Raw genomic sequence first — 25,469 nt, 5'->3', positions numbered from 1 at the left:
GAGGAGTTATAAAATGAAAAACAAATACACTGCTACTGCTTTAGGTCTTTATATTAATTATATTGTTCATGGGATGGGTGTTTTAATCCTTTCTCAAAATACAGATTCATTACAAGCTCAGTGGGGAACAGATCCTGCTGGTGTTGCTAAAGTCATTTCAATGCTTGGAATTGGGCGTTTACTTGCCATTCTAATTTCTGGGCGCTTATCAGATAAATTTGGTCGTAAACCATTTATTTTCTTAGGTATGTTTACTTATAGTGCCTTCTTTATTGGGATTTTATTTAGCCCTTCTGTTTTTGTTGCTTGTATTTTTGGTGTGATTGCGGGACTTGCAAATTCATTCCTTGATGCAGGGACATATCCAGCTTTAATGGAATCATTCCCTAAAAAAGCAGGTACTGCCAACGTGTTATTAAAAGCCTTTATTCAAATTGGTCAATTTGGTTTACCATTTATGGTCGTTGCGCTAACAAATGCAAATGCTTGGTATGGTTGGTCATTTGTTCTTGCGATTGCCATCTTTGCTATCAATGCGATTTTCTTATTAAAACGTCCATTTCCAGATCAAGATGCACAACAAGCTGCTGATGGAAAAGCGCCTGAGGTTGTAACGGCAACTAAATTTAAGTCAAAACCTAAAATGTGGGTTGAAGGCATCTGTTTTGTACTTTATGGCTATGTTTCTCAAGCAACTTTCTATCTGATTGCCAACTTTATCGCCCAATATGGTGAGAATGTTGCGGATATGACAAAAAGCTCGTCCCTATTACTCATTAGCTATTATAGTACGGGTTCACTTGTCTGTGTGGCCTTTACCGCACTTGTGGCACAAAAAGTCCGTCCCGTTTTACTGGTTGTCGTTTATACCTTGATTTCATTTATTACCATTACCACAATGTGGATGATACCAACACCGCTTATTTGCCAAATTGGTTCATTTGTTGTTGGATTCTCAGCTGCTGGTGGTGTCATGCAATTAGGCTTAACTGTTATGGGTGAACTCTTCCCTGCTGGTAAAGGAACCATTACTGGTATTTTCTATACCTTAGGAAGTGTGGCTTCATTCACTGTTCCTTTAATTGCAAGCGAGATTGCAAAAACAAATGTCCAAAACATTATGTTATTTGATGCTGTCATTGCAGGTGTTGGATTTGTCTTAGCCATCATCATTTATATTCGTTATAAACAAACTGTTGTCATAGATTAAGATTCTATTTGGATGATAGGCTCTGGGAGTTAACGCCTAGAGCCGAATAAATTATGAGGAGTGAAAGAAATGAAAACTGTCACAGTAAAAAACGTCACTTTAGGTGAAGGCGCACCAAAAATTTGTGTCCCTATGGTTGGAAAAACTGCAGAGGCTTTATGTGAAGAAGCCAAAATGCTGCTTTCTGTTGATTTAGATATTATTGAATGGCGTGTTGATTTCTTTGAACAAGTCACAGACTTAGTTGCTGTAGAAGCCGTTGCAAAAGAGATTCGTGCCTTACTTCCTGAAACACCGATTTTATTTACCTTCCGCACAAAAAAAGAAGGTGGGGAAAGAGAAGTTCCTACCGCTTATTATTTTGAGTTAAATCAAACCATGATTCAAAGCCAGCTGGTTGATTTAGTGGATATTGAATTATTTATGGGGGATGAGCAAATTTCAGAAAGCATTCAGTTAGCGAAGGAAAATGCGGTCAAGGTTGTCATGTGTAATCATGATTTTGACAAAACACCTGCTAAAGAAGAAATTGTCTCTCGTTTATGTCGCATGCAAACTTTACAAGCTGATATTTGTAAAATTGCTGTCATGCCACAATCAACACAAGATGTTTTAACCTTGTTAGATGCAACAAATACTATGAAAGAACAGCATGCCAATCGCCCAATTATTACCATGTCAATGGGTGGAATTGGTGTCATTAGCCGTTTAGCAGGAGAAACATTTGGTTCAGCTATGACCTTTGGTGCTGCCAAACAAGCTTCTGCACCTGGTCAAGTTTCGGTTAATTCTTTACGTACGATTTTAGATGTCCTACATGAAAGTGTTTAAAAGAAAGGAAGGGTAACCATGAGAAAGTCACCATATTTATTGACTGTATTTTCCTTATATATCAATTATATTTTCCAAGGAATGGCTGCAATTATTTTATCTCTAAATATGAGTAGCCTTATGACACAAATGCAGACAGATAAAACGGGGCTTTCTTTTGTTATTTCTGCAATTGGCTTAGGCCGTATCTTGATTCTTTATCCAGCAGGTCGCTTATCAGATCGTTATGGTCGCAAACAAATTGTGTATTTAGGGATGCTCTGCTATTTAGTATTTTTTAGTGGCCTTTTAATCAGCCACAATATTTGGACAGCAGCCTTCTTCACTTTATTTTCTGGATTTGCAAATGCCTTACTTGATACAGGTACCTATCCAGCATTGACAGAGGCGTACCCTGAAGCCAATAGCGCAATTAGCGTATTAAATAAAGCTTTCATTTCTGTAGGGCAATTCTTCTTACCCATTATGGTACGCTTCATCACCAATCAACAGTTCTATTTTGGCTATGCCTTCCTATTCTGCTTCATTGGTGTTGCTTTAAATGGACTCTTACTATTTAAACGACCTTTTGCGGATAAGCAAACCACTCTTGGGAAATCAAAAGAAGTCACCACTTACACCCAAAAGCCAAATTTTGCGATTGAAGGTTGGATGTTGCTTTTATTTGGCTTCACTTCGGTCTCTACTTTTAATATTACCGTGATTTGGCTACCAGAATACGCGTTAACCTTTACCACCATGTCAGAAGGCAATACACTGATGTTAGTCAGCTTATATAGCATTGGTTCCTTTATTTCCGTCTTTTTAACTGCCTTTTTAGTCAAAAAATGGATCAAAGACAGCACCATGATGATGGTTTGTGCACTGATTTCCTCTGCACTGCTGATTCTCATGCTCCTAGCTCCAACAAGCTTCACTTGTATGTTAACAGCTGTCGGTATTGGTTTATTTGCAGCTGGTGGCATTTGGCAATTAGGCTTGGCACAACTCTTAGCTTTCTTTCCTCAAAATAAAGGACGGATGACGAGCTATTACACCTTGCTGACGTCTTTTTCTGTGATGCTTATCCCAATGATTACAGGCTATTTAAGCGAAATCAATATGGGGCTGGTTTTCTTATTTAATGCGGCGCTGACCCTATTAGGTGCTGGTCTAGCTGTATATATTGCTTATCGACACCGTAAATTAACCACAGCAATAAAGCTGACTTCTTTTTCATTAGAAAAAAATCGTTAAAAATAACATACAAACGATTTTTTCTACAGCATACATTTTTATCCAAGATAACTTATGCTAAAATGAAAGAAAGAACGATTAAGAGAAATGCGGTGATTGATTTGAACAAATTTAACGATATCTACTTACAATTAGAAGCAGCTATTTTAGAAAAAAAATATCTTCCTGGTGAACTACTTCCTAGTGAAAATGAACTTTCAAAGCAATTCCAAGCTTCAAGGGAAACCATTAGAAAAGCTTTAGCGCTACTTTTAGAAAATGGCTATATTCAAAAGCAGCAAGGAAAAGGTTCCATTGTACTAGATGTAAACCGTTTTGTTTTTCCTGTCGCAGGTTTAACAAGCTTTAAAGAATTGCAAGAATCACAAAAAATGCCAAGTCAAACAATTGTTACTAAAAATCAAACAGGTCCGATTTCAAAACCATTAATGGAACGGCTACACTTACCAAAAGAAACCCAAGTGATTTCTCTTGAACGTGTACGAAAAATTCAAGGGGAAGCTGTCATTTTAGATTATGACTTTTTATTAGCTGATGTCATCTCTGATATTCCTAATGAGGTTGCTGAAGATTCCATTTATGATTATATCGAAAATGATCTAGGACTGACAATTAGCTATGCACAAAAAGAAATCACAGTGGAACCTGTTACTAAACAAGATAAAGAACTTCTTGATTTAAACGGAGATAGCCATGTGGTAGTCGTGCGTAGTGATGTTTATATGCAAGACACCACTTTATTTCAATATACAGAATCTAGACATCGCATGGATAAATTTCGCTTTGTGGAATTTGCAAGAAGAAAACAAGTTTAAAAGGTAGCTAAAACGAGGGCCTTCGTTTTAGCTACCTTTGATATTTAAATCAAGTGTCCATTTTTGTTTGATTTCTTCTATCCCTTTATTGGTTAAAAGAACCGCACGGCTTTTCTCCGATTTAACAATCCATTGATTACGCAAAAATAGATGAAATAATGCGTGGCCTACACTACCTGCTACATGATGCTTTCGTTCGCTCCAATCTAAACACATCCTACAAAATTGGCGTTTTTGCTTCCTTAATTCTTCCACATTTATTCCTTCACTCATTAGAAACTTTTCTCCCTGAATAGTTAAATAAACATCCTGATCAACATAGCTAAGATAATCTTTATCTAATAAATATTGCGTCACATTTACACCTAGCTGACCAGCTAAATGATCATAACAGGTTCTGCCCTCAATCATTTTTTTAGCTTCTTCCCTCTGACTTAAGTAACGTACAGGCGTAACCTCGGTCACTGCTCCGATTGCTTCAAAAAATTGTGCAAACTCTTGATTAGCTAACTGGTAATAATGAAACCTACCATGCTTTTCCATTGTTAAAAGACCTAACTCCTTCATATTCTTCACATGATAGCTTGCTGTATGTGGTTTAATTTTTGCACTTCTAGCAAGCTCATTTACTGTATGAAATTCTCCATCCATCATTAGGTTAATCATCGCTACCTTTGATGTTTCAGCAATAATTTGAGCAAATGCTGTTACTTGTGAATCTGTCATTTTATCTCCCCCTTTCCTTAAATAAATTCCATATCTCGATACATATAGATTTATTCTCAGTATATACTTAAGTTACAGTAAAAGAAAGGAACAACATGATGAAAAAAATAACTTTAGCAACAGAAAAACTATATTTTGGCTTTCCCATTTTTATCTTAGGCTACAAAGATGATAAGTGGGGGTATAACTTTACAACTTGTAGCTCTTCCTATACTTTAGGAGACAAGTTAAATATCGGCCTTTCTAATCAAGGAAATGCCATGAAACAAATAGCTAAAAGTAATTGTTTTACTTTGAATATTCCAACCAAGGAGCAGATGAAACAAATAATTATTGGTGGCTTCAATAGTGGTGCAGACAAATTTAATTTCCCAGAATCTTTTCATTTTGAACTTTCTGAAATAATGGATGCTCCTATTATTTCAGAGTGCTGTCTCACAATAGAGTGCCAGGTTGATCAAATGATTGAAACAGAAAACCATGTACATATTTTCGCTTCAATCAAGAGAAGACTAGTAGAAGAAAGCTTAATTCATGAGCATCACCTAGATTGTAGTCAGCTAAACCCTATTCTTTATATGGGAGATAGCCATGAAAGAAAATATCGCTACTTATCTCCTCTTGAAAAGCCTACTACCTAAAAAAAACTTCCTTTCAAATTTGAAAGGAAGATTTTTTCTATCCAATTAAAAAAGCGACTGTTTCATACGGTGCAAGCTCATAGCCTTGCGTTAATTCTTTGGCTTCATCATTACCAATCAAGCGTACTGCTTTCTTGCTCAATAATTCCTCTGGTAAAGTAACTGTCGTTGCTGTGTCATAAAAGTTATTCAACACAACCAGTTGCTGTGACTTATAGGTTCTTAGGTAAGCAAAAACCGTTGGATGCTCTAACAATAAGCCTTGATAGTCACCAATAGAAATAATCGGATAGGCTTTACGCAATTGAATTAATTTCTGATAGAAACTAAATATCTCACCATGCTTTAACTCATTTTCCACATTAATTTCATGGTAATTAGCCGCTACGCTTAACCAAGGTTTCCCTGTTGTAAAGCCTCCATTTTCAGAAGCATCCCATTGCATAGGTGTTCTTGAGTTATCTCTAGATTTATCCTTAATAATGGCCATCGCTTCTTCTGTCGTATGTCCATCACTGGTTAAATGATGATAAGCATTTTGGCTTTCAACATCCTGATAGGTTGTAATATTATCGAAATAAGGATTGGTCATACCAATTTCTTCACCCTGATAAATATAAGGTGTGCCTCGCAGTAAATGGATACTTGCCGCCAACATCTGGGCCGATTTCACACGATAGGTGGTATCATTTCCAAACCTTGATAAGGCTCTAGGTTGGTCATGGTTGTTCCAAAATAGTGCATTCCAGCCATTGCCTTCAGCCATTCCTACTTGCCAATCATGTAAAATCCCTTTTAGTGCCATAAAATCAAAGGGCATTTTGCTCCATTTCTGGCCGTTTACATAATCCACCTTCAAATGATGAAAGCTAAATGTCATGGAAAGCTCTTTATCATTTGGATTAGAATAACCTACACAGTCTTTAATAGTTGTAGAAGACATCTCTCCAACAGTTATGGCTTCTGGAAGTTTGCCAAAAGTTCTTTGGTTCAATTCCTTCAAATAATCATGAACCTTCGCACCATCTGTATAAAATCTTCGACCATCACCTAGCAAATCATCTTCAAAAATAGCTGGCTTATCAATTAAATTGACTACATCAAACCTAAAACCTGTCACACCTTTAGCTATCCAGAAATTCACCACATCATACAGTGCATCTCGCACATCAGGGTTCTTCCAATTCAAATCCCCTTGTGTTACATCAAATAGACGAAGGTAATAGCGGTTTGTTTCTCCAAATTTTTCCCAAGCAGGCCCAACAAATTTTGATTCCCAATTTGTTGGCAAGCTACCATCTGCTTTTCCTTCTCTTGTAATATAGAAGTCTTCATAGGCTTTGTCACCTGCTAAAGCTTTTTGAAACCATTCATGTTGGATGGAGGTATGATTTAACACCATATCTAACATGATTTCAATATCATAAGACTTCGCTGTTTTTACTAATAACTCAAAATCTGCCATTGTCCCAAAAAGTGGGTCAATTTCAATATAGTTTGCGACGTCATAGCCATTATCCTTTTGTGGTGAGACATAAAATGGATTTAGCCAAATCATATCAATTCCTAACTCTGCTAAATAAGGAATTTTTTCTGTCACTCCTAATAAATCCCCAACACCATCCCCATTTGAATCACGGAATGACTTTGGATAGACTTGATAAATTACTTTTTGATGAAAATCATTCATAACAACTTCTCCACTTTCTTTTTACTACCCTTCAAAGGGATCTAATTTATTTAAAATACCATATTTTCTAAATGTCATTGTTAATACAAATGGTACTACAATGGCAATTCCCATTGCTAAAATAAATGGTACCCAGTATTGCGGTTGAATCGATAGTAAGCCAGGAATACCGCCCACACCAATTGCATTAGCGGTCACATTAAAGATTGAAGAGACTAATCCTGCTAAAGCAGAACCAATCATCGCTGCAACAAAAGGATAGACATATTTCAGATTAATCCCAAACATCGCAGGTTCTGTTACACCTAAATAACAAGAGATTGTCGCAGGAATGGATACTTGTTCTTCATCTTTATTCCCACGATGTAAGAAAATAATCGCAAGCACTGCTGAGCCTTGTGCAATATTTGATAAAGCAATCATCGGCCAAAGATTTGTACCACCATAATCTGCGATTAATTGTAAGTCAATCGCATTACTCATATGATGTAATCCCGTAATCACAAGCGGTGCATATAAGAAACCAAAGACTGCACTAAATAACCAGCTTAAACTACTTGTTAAACCTGTATTGACCACATTTGAAACAATATTTCCTAGCCACCAACCAATTGGTCCTAACACAACATGTGATAGCAAAACTGTGGGCACAAGCGCAAAGAATGGTACAAAAATCATGGATACTGCTTGTGGAATGACTTTACGCAACCAAATCTCTAGATATGCAAGTAAAAATCCAGCGAGCATTGCAGGAATGACCTGTGCTTGGTAGCCAATCATATTCACTTGTGCAAAACCAAAGTCCCAAAAAGGAATCTTATCTGCAGCCGTTTCTGCTACTGCATAAGCATTCAATAATTGTGGGGAAACTAAGGTTAAGCCCAGTACAATACCTAAAATTTGTGTCGTACCCATTTTTTTAGCAATACTCCACGTAATACCTACAGGTAGGAAATGGAAAATTGCTTCTCCAATAATCCATAAAAAGTCATTTGTTCCTTTCCAAAAAACGGAAATATCTGTTAAAGTCATGGTACCATTCTCAAACATTTTCACATCGCCAATAATATTTCTAAATCCTAAAATTAAACCACCGACAATAATTGCTGGAATAAGAGGTGAAAAGACTTCTGCTAAAACGGCCATCGCTCTTTGAAGCGGATTCATATTTTTCTTTGCAACTTCTTTGGTTGCATCCTTAGACACGCCATCTGTACCAGATAACTTCACGAATTCATTATAAAAAGTTGCGACTTCATTCCCAATAATCACTTGATACTGCCCTGCTTGCGTAAAGGTTCCTTTGACCATTCCAATACTTTCAATTTTCGCTTTATCTGCAAGCTCTGGATCATTTAAAACAAAACGCATTCTTGTTGCACAATGTGAAACTGCAGAAATATTGTCAGCGCCTCCAATATATTCTAATAATAATGCTGCATCTTTTTTAAAGTCTGCCATTTTAATACCTCCTTATTTTAAACTTGTATATACAAGTTGTTTTCAGAGTTAGTGTAAACCTTTTCATAAAGAATTGCAACAAATTTTTTTAATCTTCTCTTTACTTTTCTTATAAATGCTTATTTAACCCAAAAAAACATCTTACTCATTTTCAAATGAATAAGATGCTTTTTTTATTTATTTTTCGACAGCTATTTACCTATTAATACCACCATTTAATAACGCAAGTGATAGACGTATTTGTTTCGTTCAATGATGAATCAAACGTTATAATATTTTCTGAATCCTATTTTAATAATTATTAAATCATATGCTTCGACCTAATAACTTTTCCAGTCTTAATCATTCAATTTGCTATGATTGTTGAATATTCCCTAAAATAGTTGGATCCTTTATTTTGTAATCCTCACTAAGCAAGAAGACTTTCGACATGATTTCAGCTGTTCTTGGATCTTCATCTACAAAAGGCAAGAAAATACGTCCTCTATGCTGAGATTGCACAGCTAAAATTGGAATCATGCTTCCTCCCACTTGATGAACCACACCACTTCCTAAATGTACAGTATACTCCCCTAATCGTCCTTTAATCAGCACATGCTGCTGCTTCACTCGAACATTTTCTAATTTCATCAACGGGATCAATTCTTCAACAATCACACCACGGGTTTCAATTGTTGAATGGGTGGCTTCAGGATCAACGCCTCCTACATGAGCCACACTCACAACTAAATCCATATCTCGCATCACTTCTGAAAATAGTACAGGTGGAACATCCTCTAGTTTCAAACGTTTCCCATCCTTACGATTGTAGAATAGAACACCTTCAATAGTTGGTGCTTCAATATCTGCTGGTGAAAACCAATCCGCCATTGCATATAAAGTCGCAATAATATTCTCTTCATAATATACTTTACGCAAGCCATCCTCATAACTCACGACCCAATCTCTATTTTTCAGTAAAGCTACGGTTTTTTGCGGTTGAATTTGATGTCCAGCGTAGCGTTTTGATTCTTTCACCCCAAGTTCGTCTTCATTTGGTAAATACAGCTCTCTAAAGACCTGTTTAAAAGGCTGAACAATTTTTTCTGAAAAGAGAATATGCTGCATATTGCGCCACTCTCCTGATTGATAAAGATCATATGGATGAGCAATACGTAAAAGCAGCGTATCTGGTAGATCTACCATTTGCTGATTGACCAAACGCATTCCTTCTGATGTCATAAAGCCAACTTGATTTTCTTCACTAATCATCACTAATTTTTCAACTAAAGGACATAACACAGGATGTTTTAGTAATGCTTTTAATTCCTCAGCAGTAAAGGTGCTTCCTTTCTCCATCGCTTGCTCTAATGATTTTTTAGAACGACGATACTGCTCTTTTAAATTTTTCTGAAGCTCTTTTAATTTTAAGATATACGGCTCTTTTTTTAATTTAGCTGGAACTGATTTCAATGTTTTGCCAGCCTTCTCAACAGCTAATTGCGCCTGACCGTCTTCATTTACTTTTAAATATACCTCACTATCAGCTAAAGCTTTTGGTTCAAAATACGCAGCGATTTCTTTTAGATTGAAAATTTCCATTCGCCAACTAAAGCGAATCACATCTCCATCTCCGATATTTCTAGCTAGGTTTTCTAAAGCAATTTCAGTCGCTTTCCCCTCACTTGCACGGCGCTGTGCCCCAAACTGCTTGCTCTCTTTTAAAAATTGTTGTAAATAACTGTAACGATTCCAAGCGTCCTTCAATGGATTCTTTTTATTAAGTGGAACAATTCCAATACAACGTAATTTATCCTTATTACGCTTATCAGCTACCTCTGCTGAAAGTGGCTTCAATTTTAGTTTTCCTAAAGCCGCATCTGCATACAATTGTGCACGACGATGCTTGCTACCATCTGAAGTATATTTCGCACTTTCATATAACTGTTCAAAGTGTTTTTTACCAATTTCTTGATAGCTTTCCATAAACCATTTCACATCAAAGGCGCCTTCTCTGAAATCTTCATTGTCAATACCAGAATACAAACCAATTTGATCCTTATCTAGCTCAGTTGCAAAATCAGAGGTATGTGCTCTGAAATACCAAGCTGTACTTTTAAGACCTTTCCAACCGATGACTTGGCTCACTAAATCAATCCATTGTGGTGCATACATCATAGCATTTAGCAATTGCTTTTCACTAATTTCGTAACGTGCTAATGATGTTTTTAGCATTTCTACTGTCGTTCCTTTAGGAGGATGAGACTCTTTTAATAAATGAGAAAAGATTTCCCTTTTTGTATAATTGCTACCCCAAACATAGCCGCGAATTAATTTTTCATCTGCTAGCACATAGATTAAATCAACAAAATCATCTATCCCTTCAAAATCAGTGATTTTCTTCGCTAAATGGCTAACCTCAGTTTGTGTATCGCCCCGTTTTAATTCAATTTCTAAAATACGATCAATCACTTTTTTACGCACTTCATTTACTATGGGATAGGTTTCCAAAAGCTTTTCTCGATCGTGCTTTCTCATTAATTCATCAAAAATTGAATAATAACCATTTGATTTAAATAAGCTTAAATATAATGCATCAATTGGTAAAATATCTAACTTTACAGCTCGTAGCATATCTTCTAAATTCATGTGGTAAAAAGCAATATCTGTCTCTTCTTTTTCATTTTCTCGTCGTGCTAATTCATTTCTCAAAGCAACTAATTTTGCAAAATCTTCATCTGTTTCTTCATATTGATTACAGAAATGTAAAATTCTATAAATAGGGTTAATATCTTTATAAGTGGCTGGTTCACCCCAACGCTTATTTATCTCTACCTTACGATTCCATTCTTTTGTAGGGATAGCATTTAGTAGCTCTACATACGCTGAATAAAAAGCATCAAATGGGCGGTATTTTTTTTCGGACACTTTTGGAAGTAAATCTAAAATTGAAGTGAAAATCTTTTGAAAAGGTAAATCATTTATTTTTTTAGCAAGCTTCTCTATCTTTTCAAACTCAAGATATTGTCCTAAATTTTGTCGTGCGTTCTCTTCTATATCCTTTGTACTCATTCCCTTAATCAATTGATAATTGATATAATCCTGAAGTGTAAAGGCTGTATCCTTTGCCCATTTTTGCCAAATCTCTGCTAGTGGATAATGAGAGATATCACGATCTTCTTTGTCAACTTGTAGATGTTCATAAAGCACCCCAAAGTTTCCAATTCCTAGTAAACGGACATCTTTCTCATCAGACCAGCCCCATTTTGTAGTGACATATTCATGCTCTTTATGCACCTCAATTAAAGCTGTTAATTTTGTTAACTTGTCTAACAATTTACTATCATCAAAATCTGTTAATTTTTGACAGCTTCCTGATACGTTTGTTGGTAATTGAGGCAGATTGGGGGTGACATAATTTGGGTGATATAAACCAAACCCATTTCCAGTTGTATATTGCAGAGCCTTCTTTTGTTCAATATTATTAATCAGACTTTGTTCTTTTTCAGTTGGTTTTTTGATATATTGCACCCATTCTAAAGCTTCTTCAGTCGTCACGCGTTGTTTCTGATATAAATGTAATAACAAATCCAAGCCACCTAAACGCTTTTCTTGTTTTCCATCTTGTAATAGGCGCATTAATGACTGTTGCACACTTGTATCACTTAATTTCTCCAAAATATTTAAAGAACTTTGTCGAACTGCTCCTGATTTAAACCTAAATAAATCTTCCACTTTTAATGCTTCTTCCTCTTGAAGATCTAACTTGTCAATAATGCTTAAAGCATACTCACGATTTGCACTACTACGATCATTTAAGCTATCAAATAAAAAACTACGACTTGCTTCATTTTGAGGTGGATTTGCAGTTAGTGCCAATAAATTATTCCGATTTGTTGGCGTCATATCATCGGCATTTTTTAGGAGCTCACTTATCCAGCGTTGATTTTTTTGGCCATGTGCAATAATGATTGATATACCATATAAATATTGTTTGGTTAATGCTACCTGTATCCACGGAAATGGCTTTCCAGAAACAATATGCTCCTTTTCCTTTAAGCCGTGATTAATTTCCTCAATTCGATTATAAAAGGCTTCAGATACTTCTTGTAAATAAGGATAGGATTTTAAGTACCTTGATTCACTATGATCATTGTAACGAAACATTGGTTGATAAGGTGCAACCATTGACAAAGCAAAGCTTAAAACATCTAAATCTGAGCTCTTCATAATCAATGGCTCAGCCAATTCAAATTGTAACTTTGTTTGATTCAACCCCATCACAAAATATAAAGCAACTAATTGTTGATGCTTTTTCTTTTGAAGCATTTCTCTGACTTTTTCAACAACATTTTGATAGCTCTTCGTGGCAATTACCCAGAGTGCACCATAGTTTTCAATGCTGTCTTCACTAGCTAAAAATACGTCTATTTTTTCAGGATGGTCAAAAGCCTCAATTGTAATATCTAATAACTTGGCAATAATTTTTTTATCCTCTACCTCATAACCAAGCCCAGTCCAAGTGCTTATTGCTCTTTGAACAGAAGAAAAACGTAATAAGTCATGTTCTTTAATTAAATGCATAAAATAAATCAGTGAGTCAATTGTACCACTATCAGCTGTTTCTAAAATCGCTTGACGTAGACCTTCTTGACGTTGCGCTGCTAATAATAATTTTCCTAAGGCTTCTCTTATTTCGACGTTATGACTTTGGACAATTCCTTGAATAATACCATGGCTCATAACTGTTGTGTTATTTTCACCAAATAATAACGCTTCTACTGCTGCAATATATGTTGGATTTTTTTGTGTGAGTTCATCTGTCAGCTTTGCAACAAAAAAGTTATAATTCACTACATATTCATTTGTTTTCTTTGATTGGTAGTATTTACGTAACCCATAGCCTCGCTCCTCAAATGCTGTAGACTGCAACAAAATTTCTTGGATTTTCTCACAATGAGCAAAATGCTGTGGCAATTTAAATAGTAAGGCAATTAATTGATATGAATGATCTTTAGCAGGCTGTTCAGAATGATAGGATCTACGATAGGAACCGACTGCATACTGGTATTCACCTAAATTCTCACAATAACGTTGAAATACGCTTGCATCTTCCTTACCAACAAGAGCTTTTACCAAATCGAAAAGTCCCTTAGAAAAAAGCTCGGAAATTTGCTGAACATTAGCTGATTCCAATAGGGTGAACATCTCATCGACAGTGTCTCCTAGATAATAGGAATCTTTAAAGCAATCCATTTCCATTTTTATGTATTGTGTTGCTAATTGTTTTGCATAACCTTTTAACTTAGCTGTTTTTTTCTGCAGCTCTTTTTGATACTCTTCTTTTGTTTGCATTTTACGATTCCTCCTACCACATGCGTCCAGCAAGCATGGTTAATTTAATAAAAGTCAGAACATTTCCCTCTTCAATGATTAAAGGTGCCTCTAAATCCTTCACTTCTTGCTCTTCAATAAACACCAAATAAAGACCATCTTTAAAGCTTAATAAAGCATTTTCAATTGCTTGTTCAATAGGTTGTTCCTTTTTATTTTTTCGTTCACCAAAATCAATTTTCCCATTTTTAGCAGCACTTTGTAAATCTTCTTCTAATAAATAATAAAAAAGATGTTCTTCAATTGGTTTTTCATTGTATTTTTCAACATTTTGTTCAACCAATTCACTAATTAATTCTTTTAAAGTGTTTGGGGCTTTTACTTCTACTTCTTCCATTTTTAAAATAGGACGTCTTTTTCCAATTGATTTCACTTTTGTGTATAGTTTCATGCGACTCATCACCTACTTTTTTTCTTTTTATTATATCATAACTACTTAAAAAGCAGCTACACACTCTCTATACAAAAAAAGAATGCAATCATGATGATTGCATTCTTTTTTCATGTTTTAATAGCCATTCTTTACGCTGAATACCGCCACCATAACCGCCTAACTCGCCATTTGTATTAATAATTCTATGACAGGGTACCAAAAGAGAAATTTGATTGGCTCCATTTGCTCTAGCTACAGCTCGATAAGCTTTTGGATTGCCTAACTGTTCTGCCAACTCTTTATAAGAATAAGTCATCCCAATAGGAATTTTTTGTAAAGCATCCCAAACACTTTTTTGAAAATCAGACCCTAGATAAGCAATCGGTGTTCGAAATTGCTGTAAATTTCCAAGAAAATACTGTTCAAGCTCTTGCTTTAATAATGAAAGAACGGTGTTATCTCCTGGAACAATTGCTGCTTGCATTCTTTTCCGAAGCTTTTCAATTTCTGTTTCTAAGCCTCTCCGATCAACAAATTCTAATAAATAAAGAGCTACCTCATCTGCAATGGCAATCATTGAGCCAAGTGGCGTTTCAAGCCATGTAGCTGATAATAACTGAATTTCCTTTGATTTCTTAGGAACATAGCCCATAGTTCTTGTGAATGCATCGCGAAAACCATTGCTTGACTCAAATCCTGTTTCTAATTGTGCATCAACAAAAGAAGCCCCATTTCGAATATGGTTAAAAGCAAAGCCTAATCGTCTTGATCTTGCGTATTCAATAAAAGTCATGCCAAATTGCTTTTGAAATTGTCTTCTAGCTGTGTTAGCACTAATAGATAATGCATCAAAATCTTTATCCGTCCATTTTTTCTCAGGATTTCTTTCGATTTCTTCCACTAATTGCTTCACCACTGGAGATAAATAGCTTGGATTTGATAAAGGCTGACATCTTTTACAAGGACGATAAGAAGCTAAGATTGCCTCTTTAGCCGTTGCAAAAAACTCACAATTTTCTTTATTTGGTTTCTTAGCTGGACAAGTTGGTCGGCAAAAGATTCCCGTTGTTTTGACACCAACAAAAAAAACGCCCTCATAATCCCTTCTTTTTTCGATTAACATTTGATAGTATTCGTTGATTTTAATTGGATTGGTTATCATCATTGCACCTCCTATTATTCAATTGATCATTGGAAAAGCTACTACTTAGTCTAGCATGAAAAAATAGTGGAAATACCAAATAAATTAACATCTATTTCTGAGTCAAATCAATACTGTTTGTCCTCCCATCATGCTAAAATACTTCTATCAAGTAACAAGGGGGATTTTATATGGAGACTACACTTACAATTCAAAAGAAACAAGGCTATGCTCTTATTTTTAGTGCGATTTGTATTGGGATAATTTATCAACTTTTACCACATTTGACTAGTAATGCATCATTACTTCAAATAGTCGGAACTTTCTTTAATGCTGTCCTTATGGGGATTTTTATTTATTTCATCTTAAAAAAAGAATTTTGGGAATGGTTTAAACATTTTAGTTTTAAGTGGACATTAATTGGTATCCCACTTTTACTAATAGTGGGCACTATTGCTGGGATTTTATGGAATGCAGTTGCAGGTGGGCGTGTCGAAAATAGTGTAGATGCCGTGTTATCTTGGTCTTATATCCTAGAAAATATTCCATTTATGCTATTAGGTGAGGAATTATTATGTATTAGTATTTTATATGGTGCTTGGAAAAAATTAAATTTACCATTTTGGCAAGCAACACTCATTTGTTCTATATTATTCGCAGTTTGGCATCTACCTGCTTATGGTTTTAATTTATTGCAATGTCTTGTAACGATTATTCCAAGTAGACTGGTTTTAAATGGATTATTCAAAAAAACAAATTCAATTTGGGTCACATTCATTGTCCATCTAGCTTTCGATATTTTCTCTTTTCTACCAATTTTACTAAAATAAATAAAAGGCTACAAATCTAAGTGATTTGTAGCCTTTTATTGTTTCATCTCACTACTTCATAATAAATGCACCTGTAAATTCAGTTGCTAGTCCTTTCCCTTGCTGATAAATTGTTTCCCCACGTAAAATGGTTTCCACGACTTGTGCACCAATTTCACGCCCAATATAAGGACTAATTTTATTTTTATAGGCTAAATCTTCCGCTTTTAATACATAAGGTGCATCTGGTTTAATCAAAACGAAATCTGCATCTTTACCAATTGTAATACTTCCTTTTGTTGAGAGATCATAACGCTTCGCTGGATTGGTTGCAATAATATCAGCAAATTGTGTTAGGGTCATCCCGCGTTTTTGTACGCCTTCATCAAATAAAACATCCACATTATTTTGAACACCTGAAATTCCACCCCAAGCTTCAAATGCATTCGTTGTCTCTTTCAAATCTGGTGTGCAGGGAGAATGATCTGATGTTACAAAAGCAATTTCTCCTGCAAGTACTTTTTCCCACATACCCGCTTGATTTTCTTTATCACGAATCGGGGGTGAGCATTTTACAACAGCACCAATTGCATCTAATTCTGCAGTATCAAAGTATAAATAATGGGTACATGTTTCACATGTAACATCGACACCTTCATTTCTTGCACGGGTTACTTCCGTTACTCCCTCCGGACAAGCTATATGACAAATATGAATACGACACCCTGTTTCTTTGGCAAAAAGAATCGCACGTCTAATTGGCTCAACTTCAGTAAATTTAGGACGACTAGCGACATAAGCTGCTAAAGTTGTTTCCCCATTTTGATAAGCAAGCTCTCCTAATTTATCTGTAATGGCTGCATTTTCAGCATGAATAGCTAAAACCTTACCTGTTTTAGCAACTTGCTTCATTCCTTCATATAAAGCATAATCATCCACATTCATAAAGTCACCATCAATGCTACGGTCTCCACAAGTTGCCATGAAACATTTATAGGCTGCTACACCGCCATCATTTAGCTCTTGAATCCCTGTTTCTAAATTAAAGGGAACCAAGCCCCCAAATGAGGCAACATCTGTCATTAACTTCCCTTTACCTGCCTCATATTTGATTTGAAGTGAAGCACCATCAACTGTTGCTGGAACTTGGTTTAAAGGCATTTCCATAAAGGATGTAACGCCTCCCTTAGCACAGGCTTGTGTGCCAGTCAGATAACCTTCCCATTCATCACGATAGCCGCCACCAGGATCTGTAATATGCACATGGGCATCAACCATTCCAGGGCTCACAATTAAGCCAGTGGCATCAATGACTTTTTCCCCTTCTACTAAATCTTGACCAATTGCCACAATTTTACCAGCCGTTACTGCTACATTTGTTTGAACTGCTCCACCTTCTAAAATGACTGTTCCATTTTTAATGATTAACTCATACATCTTATTTCCTCCTTATGAAATGAATATTATCCTTCTTTGATATTTGTTCTCCCACTGATAAGTACTGGGATTTTTAATAACAGATAGAGCCCAAAAGCAAGTCCAAATCCAACGAACCATGATAAGCTAGAGATGATTTGTAAGGCTGGGAGAAATTGGCCACTTAAGGAAATAAACAACGCTACTACTGTCGCAATATAAGCCTGCTTATTAACGCCAGAATAAGGGTTTTGCTCATGATTTTCTTGTTCCCCCATATATAACGCATTTAAATTAATTTTCTGTTTTTTCACAAAATAAAAGTTGGCCAGCATCACACCTGCAACGGGTCCTAATACAGCGCCGATGGTATTTAAAAAAGCAAAGATACTACCCGCATTCTCCATTAATTTCCATGGCATTATCAAATAACTAATAACTGAAGCAATGATGACACCTTTTTTATAGGTCATTTTTTTAGGGAATAGAGCCGCTAATTGATAACCAGCTGGAATAATATTGCCTGTTGCATTGGTTGAAATGGTTGTCAGTAGAAAAACTAGCATTGCTAAACAAATCGCTGGAAGATTGTCCCATTTATTCACAATATCCAGGACACTCCATTCCTGCACGCCATAATGAATAGAGCCACCAATTAAGATGGCCACACTTGAGAAAGCAAAAATTGTATAACCAATGACGAAGCTGGCAGTTTGTCCAATTGCTTGATCTCTAGTTGATTTTGCATTTTGAGTAAAATCAGAAACACTCGCTCCTGGAGCTGCCCAAACTGCTAATACTGAATTCATAATAATCAGATAAACAAGGATTGGGGCATTTTGCTGCACCACTCCACCTGTTGGAACAAATGAAAGAATATTGCTAATCCCACCACCAACAGAAATTGCCCAAATCGCCATTCCACCAAAAACAAGATAAATCAGCGGATTTAAAATAGCTGTAAATTTATTGAGTGTTCCACCACCGCCCATGCCAATGAGAAGATTCACTGCCCAAAATACTGTAAAGGCAATAAAACCTGGGACACTTAGTCCTAAGAAGCTCAAATCGCCTCCTAAGGTTAAAAAGCCTGGCCAAATTTTTCCAATTAAAATAAGGAGTGCAAGCGATCCTGTATAATTTTGTAATCCAAACCAAGCAATTGCTGCCACACATCCTCTTAAAAAGCCTGGTAATTTTGCACCTAGATTGCCATAAGTTGAACGCAAATGCATCGCAAAAGGGATACCATATTTTGAGCCTGCACGTCCGTTATAAACCATAAAAGCTGCCACAGCAATGGAACTTAAAATCAAGGCTAAAATCACATGCATAGGTGAAACACCTAGCAATAAAAAGCCTCCTACAGCTGTATAATTTGGAATATTATGGACAGAACCCATCCATAAAGTAAAATAGTTTTTTGCACTCATATTTCGCTTATTTTTAGTTTTAGGTAATAAATCTGTTGGATATCCTCGTTGTTGATATGCTGCTATTTGCTCTGCTGTTACCTCTATTTTTTTCTCTGTCAACTTGACGACCTCCTATTTTTTTACTTATGTATAACTAACCAATTTCTTGTATCCGCTTCCATTTATCAACTAAATAGTAACGTAAAATAATAGAGAAATAATTAGTCAAATCAGACTATCTTTCGTATTTTTTTAGACATAATAGCTAAAACTTATCATGATGATATGTGAAATATAATACATAATCATTGAATCTTAATTTTGATGATTTAAAAAAATAGCATGAAAGCTTTTTAAATTAGTATTTATTTTATTTTCAAATACATATAATCTTGCTCAATAACTCACAATTTGACATTGAAAATAGATACTTTTTAGACAATATTTTTGTCCATTTGAAGGCTTATCAAATTCTTTTTGTTCAGTAATACAAAAAAACGCCTTAAACCAAAATTGGTTTAAGACGCTTTAATTAATTTAATAACGATTTGAAGATTCTACAACTAAATATCGATGTGGATCCTTACCTTCTGAATGTGTTTCTACACGTCCATCTTCGCTTAGATAGGAATGGACAATTTTTCTTTCAAAAGCAGGCATAGGCTCTAAAAAGACCGGCTGGCGTGTGCGAGAAACTTTACTTGCGGTTTGCTCAGCTAAACGATGAAGACTTGCTTCACGTCGTTCTCGATAATCGCCTACATTGACTACAGCAGTTAATTTGTTTTCTGCATGACGATGTAGTAAAACCTGAGCTAAATATTGTAAGGCATTTAAAGTTCTACCATGCTTTCCAATTAATAAGCCACCTTTACTGGTATCTAAATGGAAAATAATGTGTGTCTCTTTGCGTTCAATATGCACAAGTGCTGTTGCATTCATTTGTTCAGTAACTTGTGTCAAATAGAGTGCAACTTCTTTAATCGCTGCTTCATCATCACGTTCAGTAGGTGCTACAGTGGACTCATTTTTTTCACTTTGCTGCGCCACTGCTTCAGTAGCTTGAGTTACAATTGCTTCTGCTGCTACATTTTCCTCTTGAACAGGTGCCTCACTGATTTTTTTAGTGACCTTAACGATTGCAGCTTTCTTGCCAATGCCGAACAATCCTTTTTTGCCTTCTTCTAAAATGTCGATAATCGCATCATTTTTGTCGATTCCTAATGTTTGTAAGCCTTGATTCGTTGCTTCTTCAACAGTTGGTGCCTGTGCAGTAAAAGTATTCATTTGTCTACCCCCACTCATATTTTATGTGTATTATCTTTTCTTCGAACGTTTTTTATTTGGACTTTGTGCTTTTTTCAAAGCTTTTTCACGATCTTTTTTCGCTTGCTCCTTTGCTTCACGTTCTCTTTTAATCTTAAATGGATTATTTAATAACATGGTTTGACCTACAGAGAAAGCATTCCCTACAACCCAGTATAAGGATAAAGCACTTGGTAAAGTAATCGCCATAAATAAAATCAAGGCTGGCATCATATAAGTCATGGCGCCTGTCATCCCATTCGTTTGCGATTGGCCCATCATGGTCAATTTTGATGTAGCAAAAGTTAAAATAGCTGCTAGAATTGGCAAAATATAATAAGGATCTTTTTCACCTAAGTTTACCCATAAGAAGTGTCCTGCTTTAATCACTTCAGTACGGCTGATTGATTGATATAAGGCAATCAGTAGCGGCATTTGTAATAACATTGGTAAACAGCCCATCATTGGGTTGGCACCATTTTCACTATAAAGTTTTTGTTGCTCTTCTCTTAATTTTTGTTGTGTTTCTACATCTTTAGTTGAATATTTTTCTTGTAATTCTTTTAATTGTGGTTGAATTTCAGCCATTTTACGTGTGCTTTTTGTTTGCATTTGCATCACTGGTAGTAAAATAATTCTGATAATCAATGTAAAGACAATAATCCCAACACCATAATTGTTACCAAATACCTCTGACAACCAAATAATCACTCGAGAGAAATTCCAAATAATATAATGATCCCAGAAACCAGTACTTTCACTTGTAATTGGTGCAGTTGATCCTGAACAGCCAGATAAAACTACGGCCAGCATCACAGTCCCTAATAATAATAGTAATCGCTTACGATTTTTCAACACGTGATCCCTCACTTTTCTTTAGTGTGTCTCTCTTTAATACTTTAGCTAAACGTAAGACGTGTGCTAAACTTTTTTTTATTTCAGCTTGATTCATTGCTGCAACTGGTTTTCTAGCAATCACAATAAAATCAATTGTTGCTACTGTCTCATCTTTAAATTCTAATAGACTTTGACGAATATATCTTTTTACCTGATTTCTCATCACAGCATTTCCAATTTTCTTTCCAACTGATAGTCCTACACGAAAATGTTTTTGTTCAGGTTTATTTAACACATAAACAACAAATTGACGATTGGCAGTTGATTTACCTTTATGGAAAACCGTTTGAAATTCAGCTTCTTTTTTAACACGATAGGATTTCCTCATAGTTTATAGACCCTCTCATCTACATTTGGCTAAGATGTGTTTAAAAACTGCGGTGACATCCATACTTTTCAGTCATTATTTAGAAAAAAATCTCCGCTAAACTTTTCAGACACGTTCTAAAATGACTCAGTGATTTTCTTCCTATAATAAGAAAAAAAGACCACTGAGACGTTCAGTGGCCTATGCAGACAATTCTTTTCTGCCTTTAAGGCGTCTACTTGCTAATACTCTACGTCCATTTTTAGTACTCATGCGTTTACGGAAACCATGTACTTTTTGACGTTTACGTTTTTTAGGTTGGTAAGTTCTTTTCATAATCTTGTACACCTCCTGATCAAACTATCTTCTATTATATGATCAAATATTCTAAGACAGCTTTATCTATTATAGTGAAGAAAATAAAGCACTGTCAATAGAAACATGCCTTTTTTGACCTCTCACCCTAACATAATAGCATATTTCATATTAAGATGAAACAATAAATTCATGGTTTTTTATAAAAAAATGAATGGAAACGCTTTTGAACAAAATAAAGTTATCAACAATTTGGCTTTTTTATGCACATTTTTATTTTTTTATCCACATTTCTATAAAAGTCTTTTTTGAGTTTTGCACATCTTATTTTTATCTTTTTTTCAAGTTACCCACAAATGAACATCTTGTGATTTTATGATTTTCCCTATTTGTGGATATTGTGGAAAACTTATTTAAACACTGTTAAATAAGCTTTTGAATTCTAAAACTTATCCACATAGCTATGTGAAGAAAATGATTTCATCTTAGTTATACACAAAACAAATACACATTGTGGAAAACTTTTCAAGAGCCTCTGAATTAAATTGTCCACATCTTATAACTACTTGTGGAAAACTTTTAAAAAAAATGGTAAACTATTTTGTGACCACTAGGTTATATCTGAAAAATTTGGCTGCCACTGAAGTTTTCAGACATGAACTAGAGCAAGGAGGAGACATTGTGGATGATTTAGAAAGTTTATGGCAATACTTAAAAAGCAAGTTTCAACAAACTTTGACAAAAGTTGGCTTTGATACTTGGATTGAAAGTGCTGCTCCTATTCGTATCACAGATAAAAATATCATTATAGAAGTGCCATCATCTTTCCATAAAGATTATTGGGAAAAAAATATTGCAACAAAAGTTGTAGAATATTTATATGAATACACAGGACAAGAAATTTTACCAATTTTTGTAATAAAAAATGAAGAAACCTCCGCAAACCATATAAATGAAACAGAAAAAATTACCGTTGAACCAACCAAAAGAAAAGATGCTTTACTAAATGACAAGTATACATTTGATACCTTTGTTATTGGGAAAGGCAATCAAATGGCTCATGCAGCAGCTTTAGTTGTTGCTGAGGATCCAGGTATGCTCTATAATCCACTATTTTTCTATGGTGGTGTTGGACTTGGCAAAACCCATTTGATGCATGCAATTGGTCATCAAATGCTGTTGCTGAATCCAGAAGCAAAAGTCAAATATGTCAGCAGCGAAACCTTTGCAAATGATTTTATTAATTCTATTCAAACAAAGTCACAAGAGAAATTTAGAACGGAATATCGTAATGTTGACTTATTGCTGGTAGATGACATTCAATTTTTTGCGGATAAAGAAGGGACACAAGAAGAGTTCTTCCATACCTTCAACGCGTTATATGACGACCGGAAGCAGATTGTCTTAACTAGTGATCGTTTACCAAATGAAATTCCTAAACTCCAAGAAAGGCTGGTTTCTAGGTTCGCATGGGGACTATCAGTAGATATTACACCTCCTGATTTAGAAACAAGAATTGCAATTCTACGCCGTAAAGCCAATGCTGAGCGTTTAGAAATTCCACCTGATACACTGAGTTATATTGCAGGTCAAATCGATTCCAATATTCGTGAATTAGAAGGAGCTTTAGTTCGTGTTCAAGCCTATGCTGCGATTGAAAGTAAAGACATTAGCACAAGCTTAGCAGCTGATGCATTAAAGAGTATCATTCCTTCTAGTAAGCCAAGTACGTTATCGATTCAAGAAATTCAAAAAGCTGTCAGTGATTATTTCAATATTACATTGGCGGACATTACAGGTAAAAAACGCATTAAATCCATTGTTGTTCCTAGACAAATTGCCATGTATCTCTCTAGAGAGCTGACTTCAAATTCTTTACCAAAAATTGGCGCTGAATTTGGAGGGAAAGATCATACAACAGTGATTCATGCCTATGAAAAAATTGACCACCAATTACACCTAGATGATGACCTTAGAAGAAGTGTGGAAGACATTAAAGAAAAATTAGCTCGTTAAGACCTTGTGGATAACTTTCGAATAAGTCCACCTACTTACCAACAGGTTATCCACAGGTGGAAAACTTTTAACCCCATAAGCTCAGATGGATTTTCCACAGTATCAACAGGCCCTACTACTATTACTATTATTATTTATTAAATATAACTAACAAATGTCGGTTAAAAATGAAGAGAATCAATGGAGGGAAAACAGATGAAATTTACAATTAAACGTAACAGTTTTTTAAACAGCTTAGGAGATGTCCAAAGAGCCATTTCTGGAAAAACAACGATTCCAATTCTAACAGGGGTAAAAATTGTTGCTTCTGAAGAAGGTTTAACTTTAACAGGAAGTGATTCAGATATTTCAATTGAATCATTTATTACAACAGGGGATGACAATGCAGATTTAACAATTGAACGTGCAGGAGCGATTGTTTTACCCGCAAGATTCTTTAGCGAAATCGTGAAAAAATTACCTGAAGATACAATGGATATTGAAGTCGGCATGAATTTCCAAACAACCATTAAATCAGGTTCAGCTTCTTATAACTTAAATGGCTTAGATGCAAACAGTTATCCGCATTTACCAGTCATTGATACACAAGAAAGCTTTACCTTACCAACTAAATTATTAAAACAAGTCATTAGCCAAACTGTTATTGCTGTTTCCACTCATGAAACAAGACCAATTTTAACAGGAATTAATATGGTCATTTCTGAAGGGAAATTATTTGCTGTTGCAACAGATAGCCATCGTTTAAGTCAACGAGTTGTACCTTTAGCAATGGACATGATTGATGGAGACAAAACTTATAATGTCGTTATTCCTGGGAAAAGCTTAGTTGAGCTTTCTCGTACTATTGATGAAGATGTTGATTCAGTTGAAATGATGATTACAGAAAACCAAGTCTTATTTAAAACAGAAAATATGTTATTCTATTCACGCTTATTAGAAGGACATTATCCAGATACATCTCGTTTAATTCCAGACTCAGCTTCAACAGAAATTACTTTCCAAGCTGGTACTTTGCTAGCAGCTATTGATCGTGCTTCGTTACTGTCACATGAAGGAAAAAATAATGTGGTAAAAGTAGCGATTACACCTGAAAGAGTTGAAATTTCAGGAAATACACCAGAAGTTGGGAATGTCAAAGAAGATATTGCTTATGTTGCGGTTTCAGGAGAGCCACTTGAAATTTCATTTAACCCAGATTATATGAAAGATGCCTTGCGTACTTTTGCAGGTGCTGAAATTAAAGTGAAATTTACAACAGCTGTTCGTCCGTTTATTATCGTTCCTACAGAAGATGATCAAACATTTGTACAGTTGATTACACCAGTTAGAACTTATTAATAAAATATTATTTGACATTACGAAAACCAACGAAAAGAAAAATATTGTCATTAAACAAAATAAAAAACATACTAAGATTAGAGGGTAAAGTCATCGACGGATGACTTTACCCTCTATTTCCCTATTTTTAGGTATATAGTAAGAAGTGAAAGGA

Annotated in this window: 20 protein-coding genes; 8 read left to right on the top strand and 12 right to left on the bottom strand. The window is 35.3% G+C overall.

Annotation, left to right across the window (positions count from 1 at the left end; translation table 11 throughout):
- The first annotated feature begins 13 nt into the window (after nt 1–13).
- The 4 genes from BMW29_RS12365 to treR all read left to right on the top strand — a co-directional run bounded on the left by BMW29_RS12365 (nt 14) and on the right by treR (nt 4,092).
- The gene (locus BMW29_RS12365; RefSeq protein WP_092653822.1) at nt 14–1,210 is read left to right on the top strand and encodes an MFS transporter; all 1,197 of its coding nucleotides are present in this window, start codon (nt 14–16) and stop codon (nt 1,208–1,210) included.
- 69 nt (nt 1,211–1,279) lie between these two features.
- Nucleotides 1,280–2,041 carry a type I 3-dehydroquinate dehydratase gene (gene aroD / locus BMW29_RS12360; RefSeq protein ID WP_092653820.1) on the top strand — a complete coding sequence of 254 codons (762 nt, stop codon included), beginning with the start codon at nt 1,280–1,282 and terminating at the stop codon, nt 2,039–2,041.
- Between the two features lie 18 nt (nt 2,042–2,059).
- The gene (locus BMW29_RS12355) at nt 2,060–3,277 is read left to right on the top strand and encodes an MFS transporter (protein WP_092653818.1); all 1,218 of its coding nucleotides are present in this window, start codon (nt 2,060–2,062) and stop codon (nt 3,275–3,277) included.
- A 101-nt stretch (nt 3,278–3,378) separates the two neighbouring features.
- On the top strand, nt 3,379–4,092 hold the full coding sequence (treR, locus tag BMW29_RS12350; RefSeq protein ID WP_092653836.1) for a trehalose operon repressor: 714 nt from the start codon (nt 3,379–3,381) through the stop codon (nt 4,090–4,092).
- Nucleotides 4,093–4,119: 27 nt separating this feature from the next.
- Here the strand turns inward: treR and BMW29_RS12345 are convergent, their stop codons facing one another.
- Nucleotides 4,120–4,818 carry an ArsR/SmtB family transcription factor gene (locus tag BMW29_RS12345; RefSeq protein ID WP_092653816.1) on the bottom strand — a complete coding sequence of 233 codons (699 nt, stop codon included), beginning with the start codon at nt 4,816–4,818 and terminating at the stop codon, nt 4,120–4,122.
- Between the two features lie 98 nt (nt 4,819–4,916).
- Between BMW29_RS12345 and BMW29_RS12340 the strand changes: the two genes are divergently transcribed.
- The gene (locus BMW29_RS12340) at nt 4,917–5,459 is read left to right on the top strand and encodes a flavin reductase family protein (protein ID WP_092653814.1); all 543 of its coding nucleotides are present in this window, start codon (nt 4,917–4,919) and stop codon (nt 5,457–5,459) included.
- 37 nt (nt 5,460–5,496) lie between these two features.
- Here BMW29_RS12340 and treC read toward each other — a convergent pair whose 3' ends face one another.
- From treC to BMW29_RS12315, 5 genes are all read right to left on the bottom strand, one after another.
- Nucleotides 5,497–7,149, bottom strand: coding sequence for an alpha,alpha-phosphotrehalase (gene treC / locus BMW29_RS12335; protein WP_092653812.1), 1,653 nt, complete (start codon nt 7,147–7,149; stop codon nt 5,497–5,499).
- A 24-nt stretch (nt 7,150–7,173) separates the two neighbouring features.
- The gene (gene treP, locus BMW29_RS12330) at nt 7,174–8,610 is read right to left on the bottom strand and encodes a PTS system trehalose-specific EIIBC component (RefSeq protein ID WP_092653810.1); all 1,437 of its coding nucleotides are present in this window, start codon (nt 8,608–8,610) and stop codon (nt 7,174–7,176) included.
- Between the two features lie 354 nt (nt 8,611–8,964).
- Complete coding sequence (locus BMW29_RS12325) at nt 8,965–13,944, bottom strand: DUF4132 domain-containing protein (RefSeq protein ID WP_092653808.1); 4,980 nt, start codon at nt 13,942–13,944, stop codon at nt 8,965–8,967.
- 13 nt (nt 13,945–13,957) lie between these two features.
- The gene (locus tag BMW29_RS12320; protein WP_092653806.1) at nt 13,958–14,374 is read right to left on the bottom strand and encodes a hypothetical protein; all 417 of its coding nucleotides are present in this window, start codon (nt 14,372–14,374) and stop codon (nt 13,958–13,960) included.
- 88 nt (nt 14,375–14,462) lie between these two features.
- Entirely contained in the window at nt 14,463–15,518 is a 1,056-nt protein-coding gene (locus tag BMW29_RS12315) for a bifunctional transcriptional activator/DNA repair enzyme AdaA (protein ID WP_092653804.1), read from the bottom strand.
- 170 nt (nt 15,519–15,688) lie between these two features.
- Here BMW29_RS12315 and BMW29_RS12310 point away from each other — a divergent pair, with 170 nt between their 5' ends.
- Nucleotides 15,689–16,327, top strand: a complete 639-nt coding sequence (locus BMW29_RS12310) for a type II CAAX endopeptidase family protein (protein ID WP_092653802.1) — start codon at nt 15,689–15,691, stop codon at nt 16,325–16,327.
- Between the two features lie 51 nt (nt 16,328–16,378).
- Here the strand turns inward: BMW29_RS12310 and allB are convergent, their stop codons facing one another.
- From allB to rpmH, 6 genes are all read right to left on the bottom strand, one after another.
- Nucleotides 16,379–17,743, bottom strand: coding sequence for an allantoinase AllB (allB, locus tag BMW29_RS12305; protein WP_092653800.1), 1,365 nt, complete (start codon nt 17,741–17,743; stop codon nt 16,379–16,381).
- 26 nt (nt 17,744–17,769) lie between these two features.
- Complete coding sequence (gene allW, locus BMW29_RS12300; RefSeq protein WP_092653798.1) at nt 17,770–19,257, bottom strand: allantoin permease; 1,488 nt, start codon at nt 19,255–19,257, stop codon at nt 17,770–17,772.
- A gap of 417 nt (nt 19,258–19,674) precedes the next feature.
- Complete coding sequence (gene jag, locus BMW29_RS12295) at nt 19,675–20,424, bottom strand: RNA-binding cell elongation regulator Jag/EloR (RefSeq protein WP_092653796.1); 750 nt, start codon at nt 20,422–20,424, stop codon at nt 19,675–19,677.
- A 30-nt stretch (nt 20,425–20,454) separates the two neighbouring features.
- Nucleotides 20,455–21,297: a membrane protein insertase YidC gene (yidC, locus tag BMW29_RS12290; RefSeq protein ID WP_092653794.1), complete on the bottom strand. Its 843-nt coding sequence runs from the start codon at nt 21,295–21,297 to the stop codon at nt 20,455–20,457.
- A complete protein-coding gene (gene rnpA / locus BMW29_RS12285) occupies nt 21,284–21,667 on the bottom strand; it encodes a ribonuclease P protein component (protein WP_092653792.1) in 384 nt (127 codons plus the stop codon). Before rnpA ends, yidC begins: the two co-directional genes overlap by 14 nt.
- Nucleotides 21,668–21,847: 180 nt before the next feature.
- Entirely contained in the window at nt 21,848–21,982 is a 135-nt protein-coding gene (gene rpmH, locus BMW29_RS12280; RefSeq protein WP_092653790.1) for a 50S ribosomal protein L34, read from the bottom strand.
- 660 nt (nt 21,983–22,642) lie between these two features.
- On the opposite strand from rpmH, the gene dnaA reads away from it, so the two are divergent.
- Nucleotides 22,643–23,977, top strand: a complete 1,335-nt coding sequence (gene dnaA, locus BMW29_RS12275; RefSeq protein WP_092653788.1) for a chromosomal replication initiator protein DnaA — start codon at nt 22,643–22,645, stop codon at nt 23,975–23,977.
- Between the two features lie 195 nt (nt 23,978–24,172).
- Nucleotides 24,173–25,315 carry a DNA polymerase III subunit beta gene (dnaN, locus tag BMW29_RS12270; RefSeq protein WP_092653786.1) on the top strand — a complete coding sequence of 381 codons (1,143 nt, stop codon included), beginning with the start codon at nt 24,173–24,175 and terminating at the stop codon, nt 25,313–25,315.
- The last annotated feature ends 154 nt before the right edge of the window (nt 25,316–25,469 follow it).

The organism is Isobaculum melis, assembly GCF_900111355.1.
GTDB classification, from domain to species: domain Bacteria; phylum Bacillota; class Bacilli; order Lactobacillales; family Carnobacteriaceae; genus Isobaculum; species Isobaculum melis.
This window is presented reverse-complemented; position numbering and strand designations above follow the sequence as displayed.

Bases quoted from the DNA above. Each gene is read 5' to 3' on its own strand.
- treP (WP_092653810.1), bottom strand. From the start codon at position 8,610: ATGGCAGACTTTAAAAAAGATGCAGCATTATTATTAGAATATATTGGA.
- jag (WP_092653796.1), bottom strand. From the start codon at position 20,424: ATGAATACTTTTACTGCACAGGCACCAACTGTTGAAGAAGCAACGAAT.
- BMW29_RS12325 (WP_092653808.1), bottom strand. From the start codon at position 13,944: ATGCAAACAAAAGAAGAGTATCAAAAAGAGCTGCAGAAAAAAACAGCT.
- BMW29_RS12365 (WP_092653822.1), top strand. From the start codon at position 14: ATGAAAAACAAATACACTGCTACTGCTTTAGGTCTTTATATTAATTAT.
- BMW29_RS12315 (WP_092653804.1), bottom strand. From the start codon at position 15,518: ATGATAACCAATCCAATTAAAATCAACGAATACTATCAAATGTTAATC.
- BMW29_RS12310 (WP_092653802.1), top strand. From the start codon at position 15,689: ATGGAGACTACACTTACAATTCAAAAGAAACAAGGCTATGCTCTTATT.
- treC (WP_092653812.1), bottom strand. From the start codon at position 7,149: ATGAATGATTTTCATCAAAAAGTAATTTATCAAGTCTATCCAAAGTCA.
- rpmH (WP_092653790.1), bottom strand. From the start codon at position 21,982: ATGAAAAGAACTTACCAACCTAAAAAACGTAAACGTCAAAAAGTACAT.
- BMW29_RS12320 (WP_092653806.1), bottom strand. From the start codon at position 14,374: ATGAAACTATACACAAAAGTGAAATCAATTGGAAAAAGACGTCCTATT.
- dnaN (WP_092653786.1), top strand. From the start codon at position 24,173: ATGAAATTTACAATTAAACGTAACAGTTTTTTAAACAGCTTAGGAGAT.
- rnpA (WP_092653792.1), bottom strand. From the start codon at position 21,667: ATGAGGAAATCCTATCGTGTTAAAAAAGAAGCTGAATTTCAAACGGTT.
- BMW29_RS12355 (WP_092653818.1), top strand. From the start codon at position 2,060: ATGAGAAAGTCACCATATTTATTGACTGTATTTTCCTTATATATCAAT.
- BMW29_RS12340 (WP_092653814.1), top strand. From the start codon at position 4,917: ATGAAAAAAATAACTTTAGCAACAGAAAAACTATATTTTGGCTTTCCC.
- aroD (WP_092653820.1), top strand. From the start codon at position 1,280: ATGAAAACTGTCACAGTAAAAAACGTCACTTTAGGTGAAGGCGCACCA.
- allB (WP_092653800.1), bottom strand. From the start codon at position 17,743: ATGTATGAGTTAATCATTAAAAATGGAACAGTCATTTTAGAAGGTGGA.
- BMW29_RS12345 (WP_092653816.1), bottom strand. From the start codon at position 4,818: ATGACAGATTCACAAGTAACAGCATTTGCTCAAATTATTGCTGAAACA.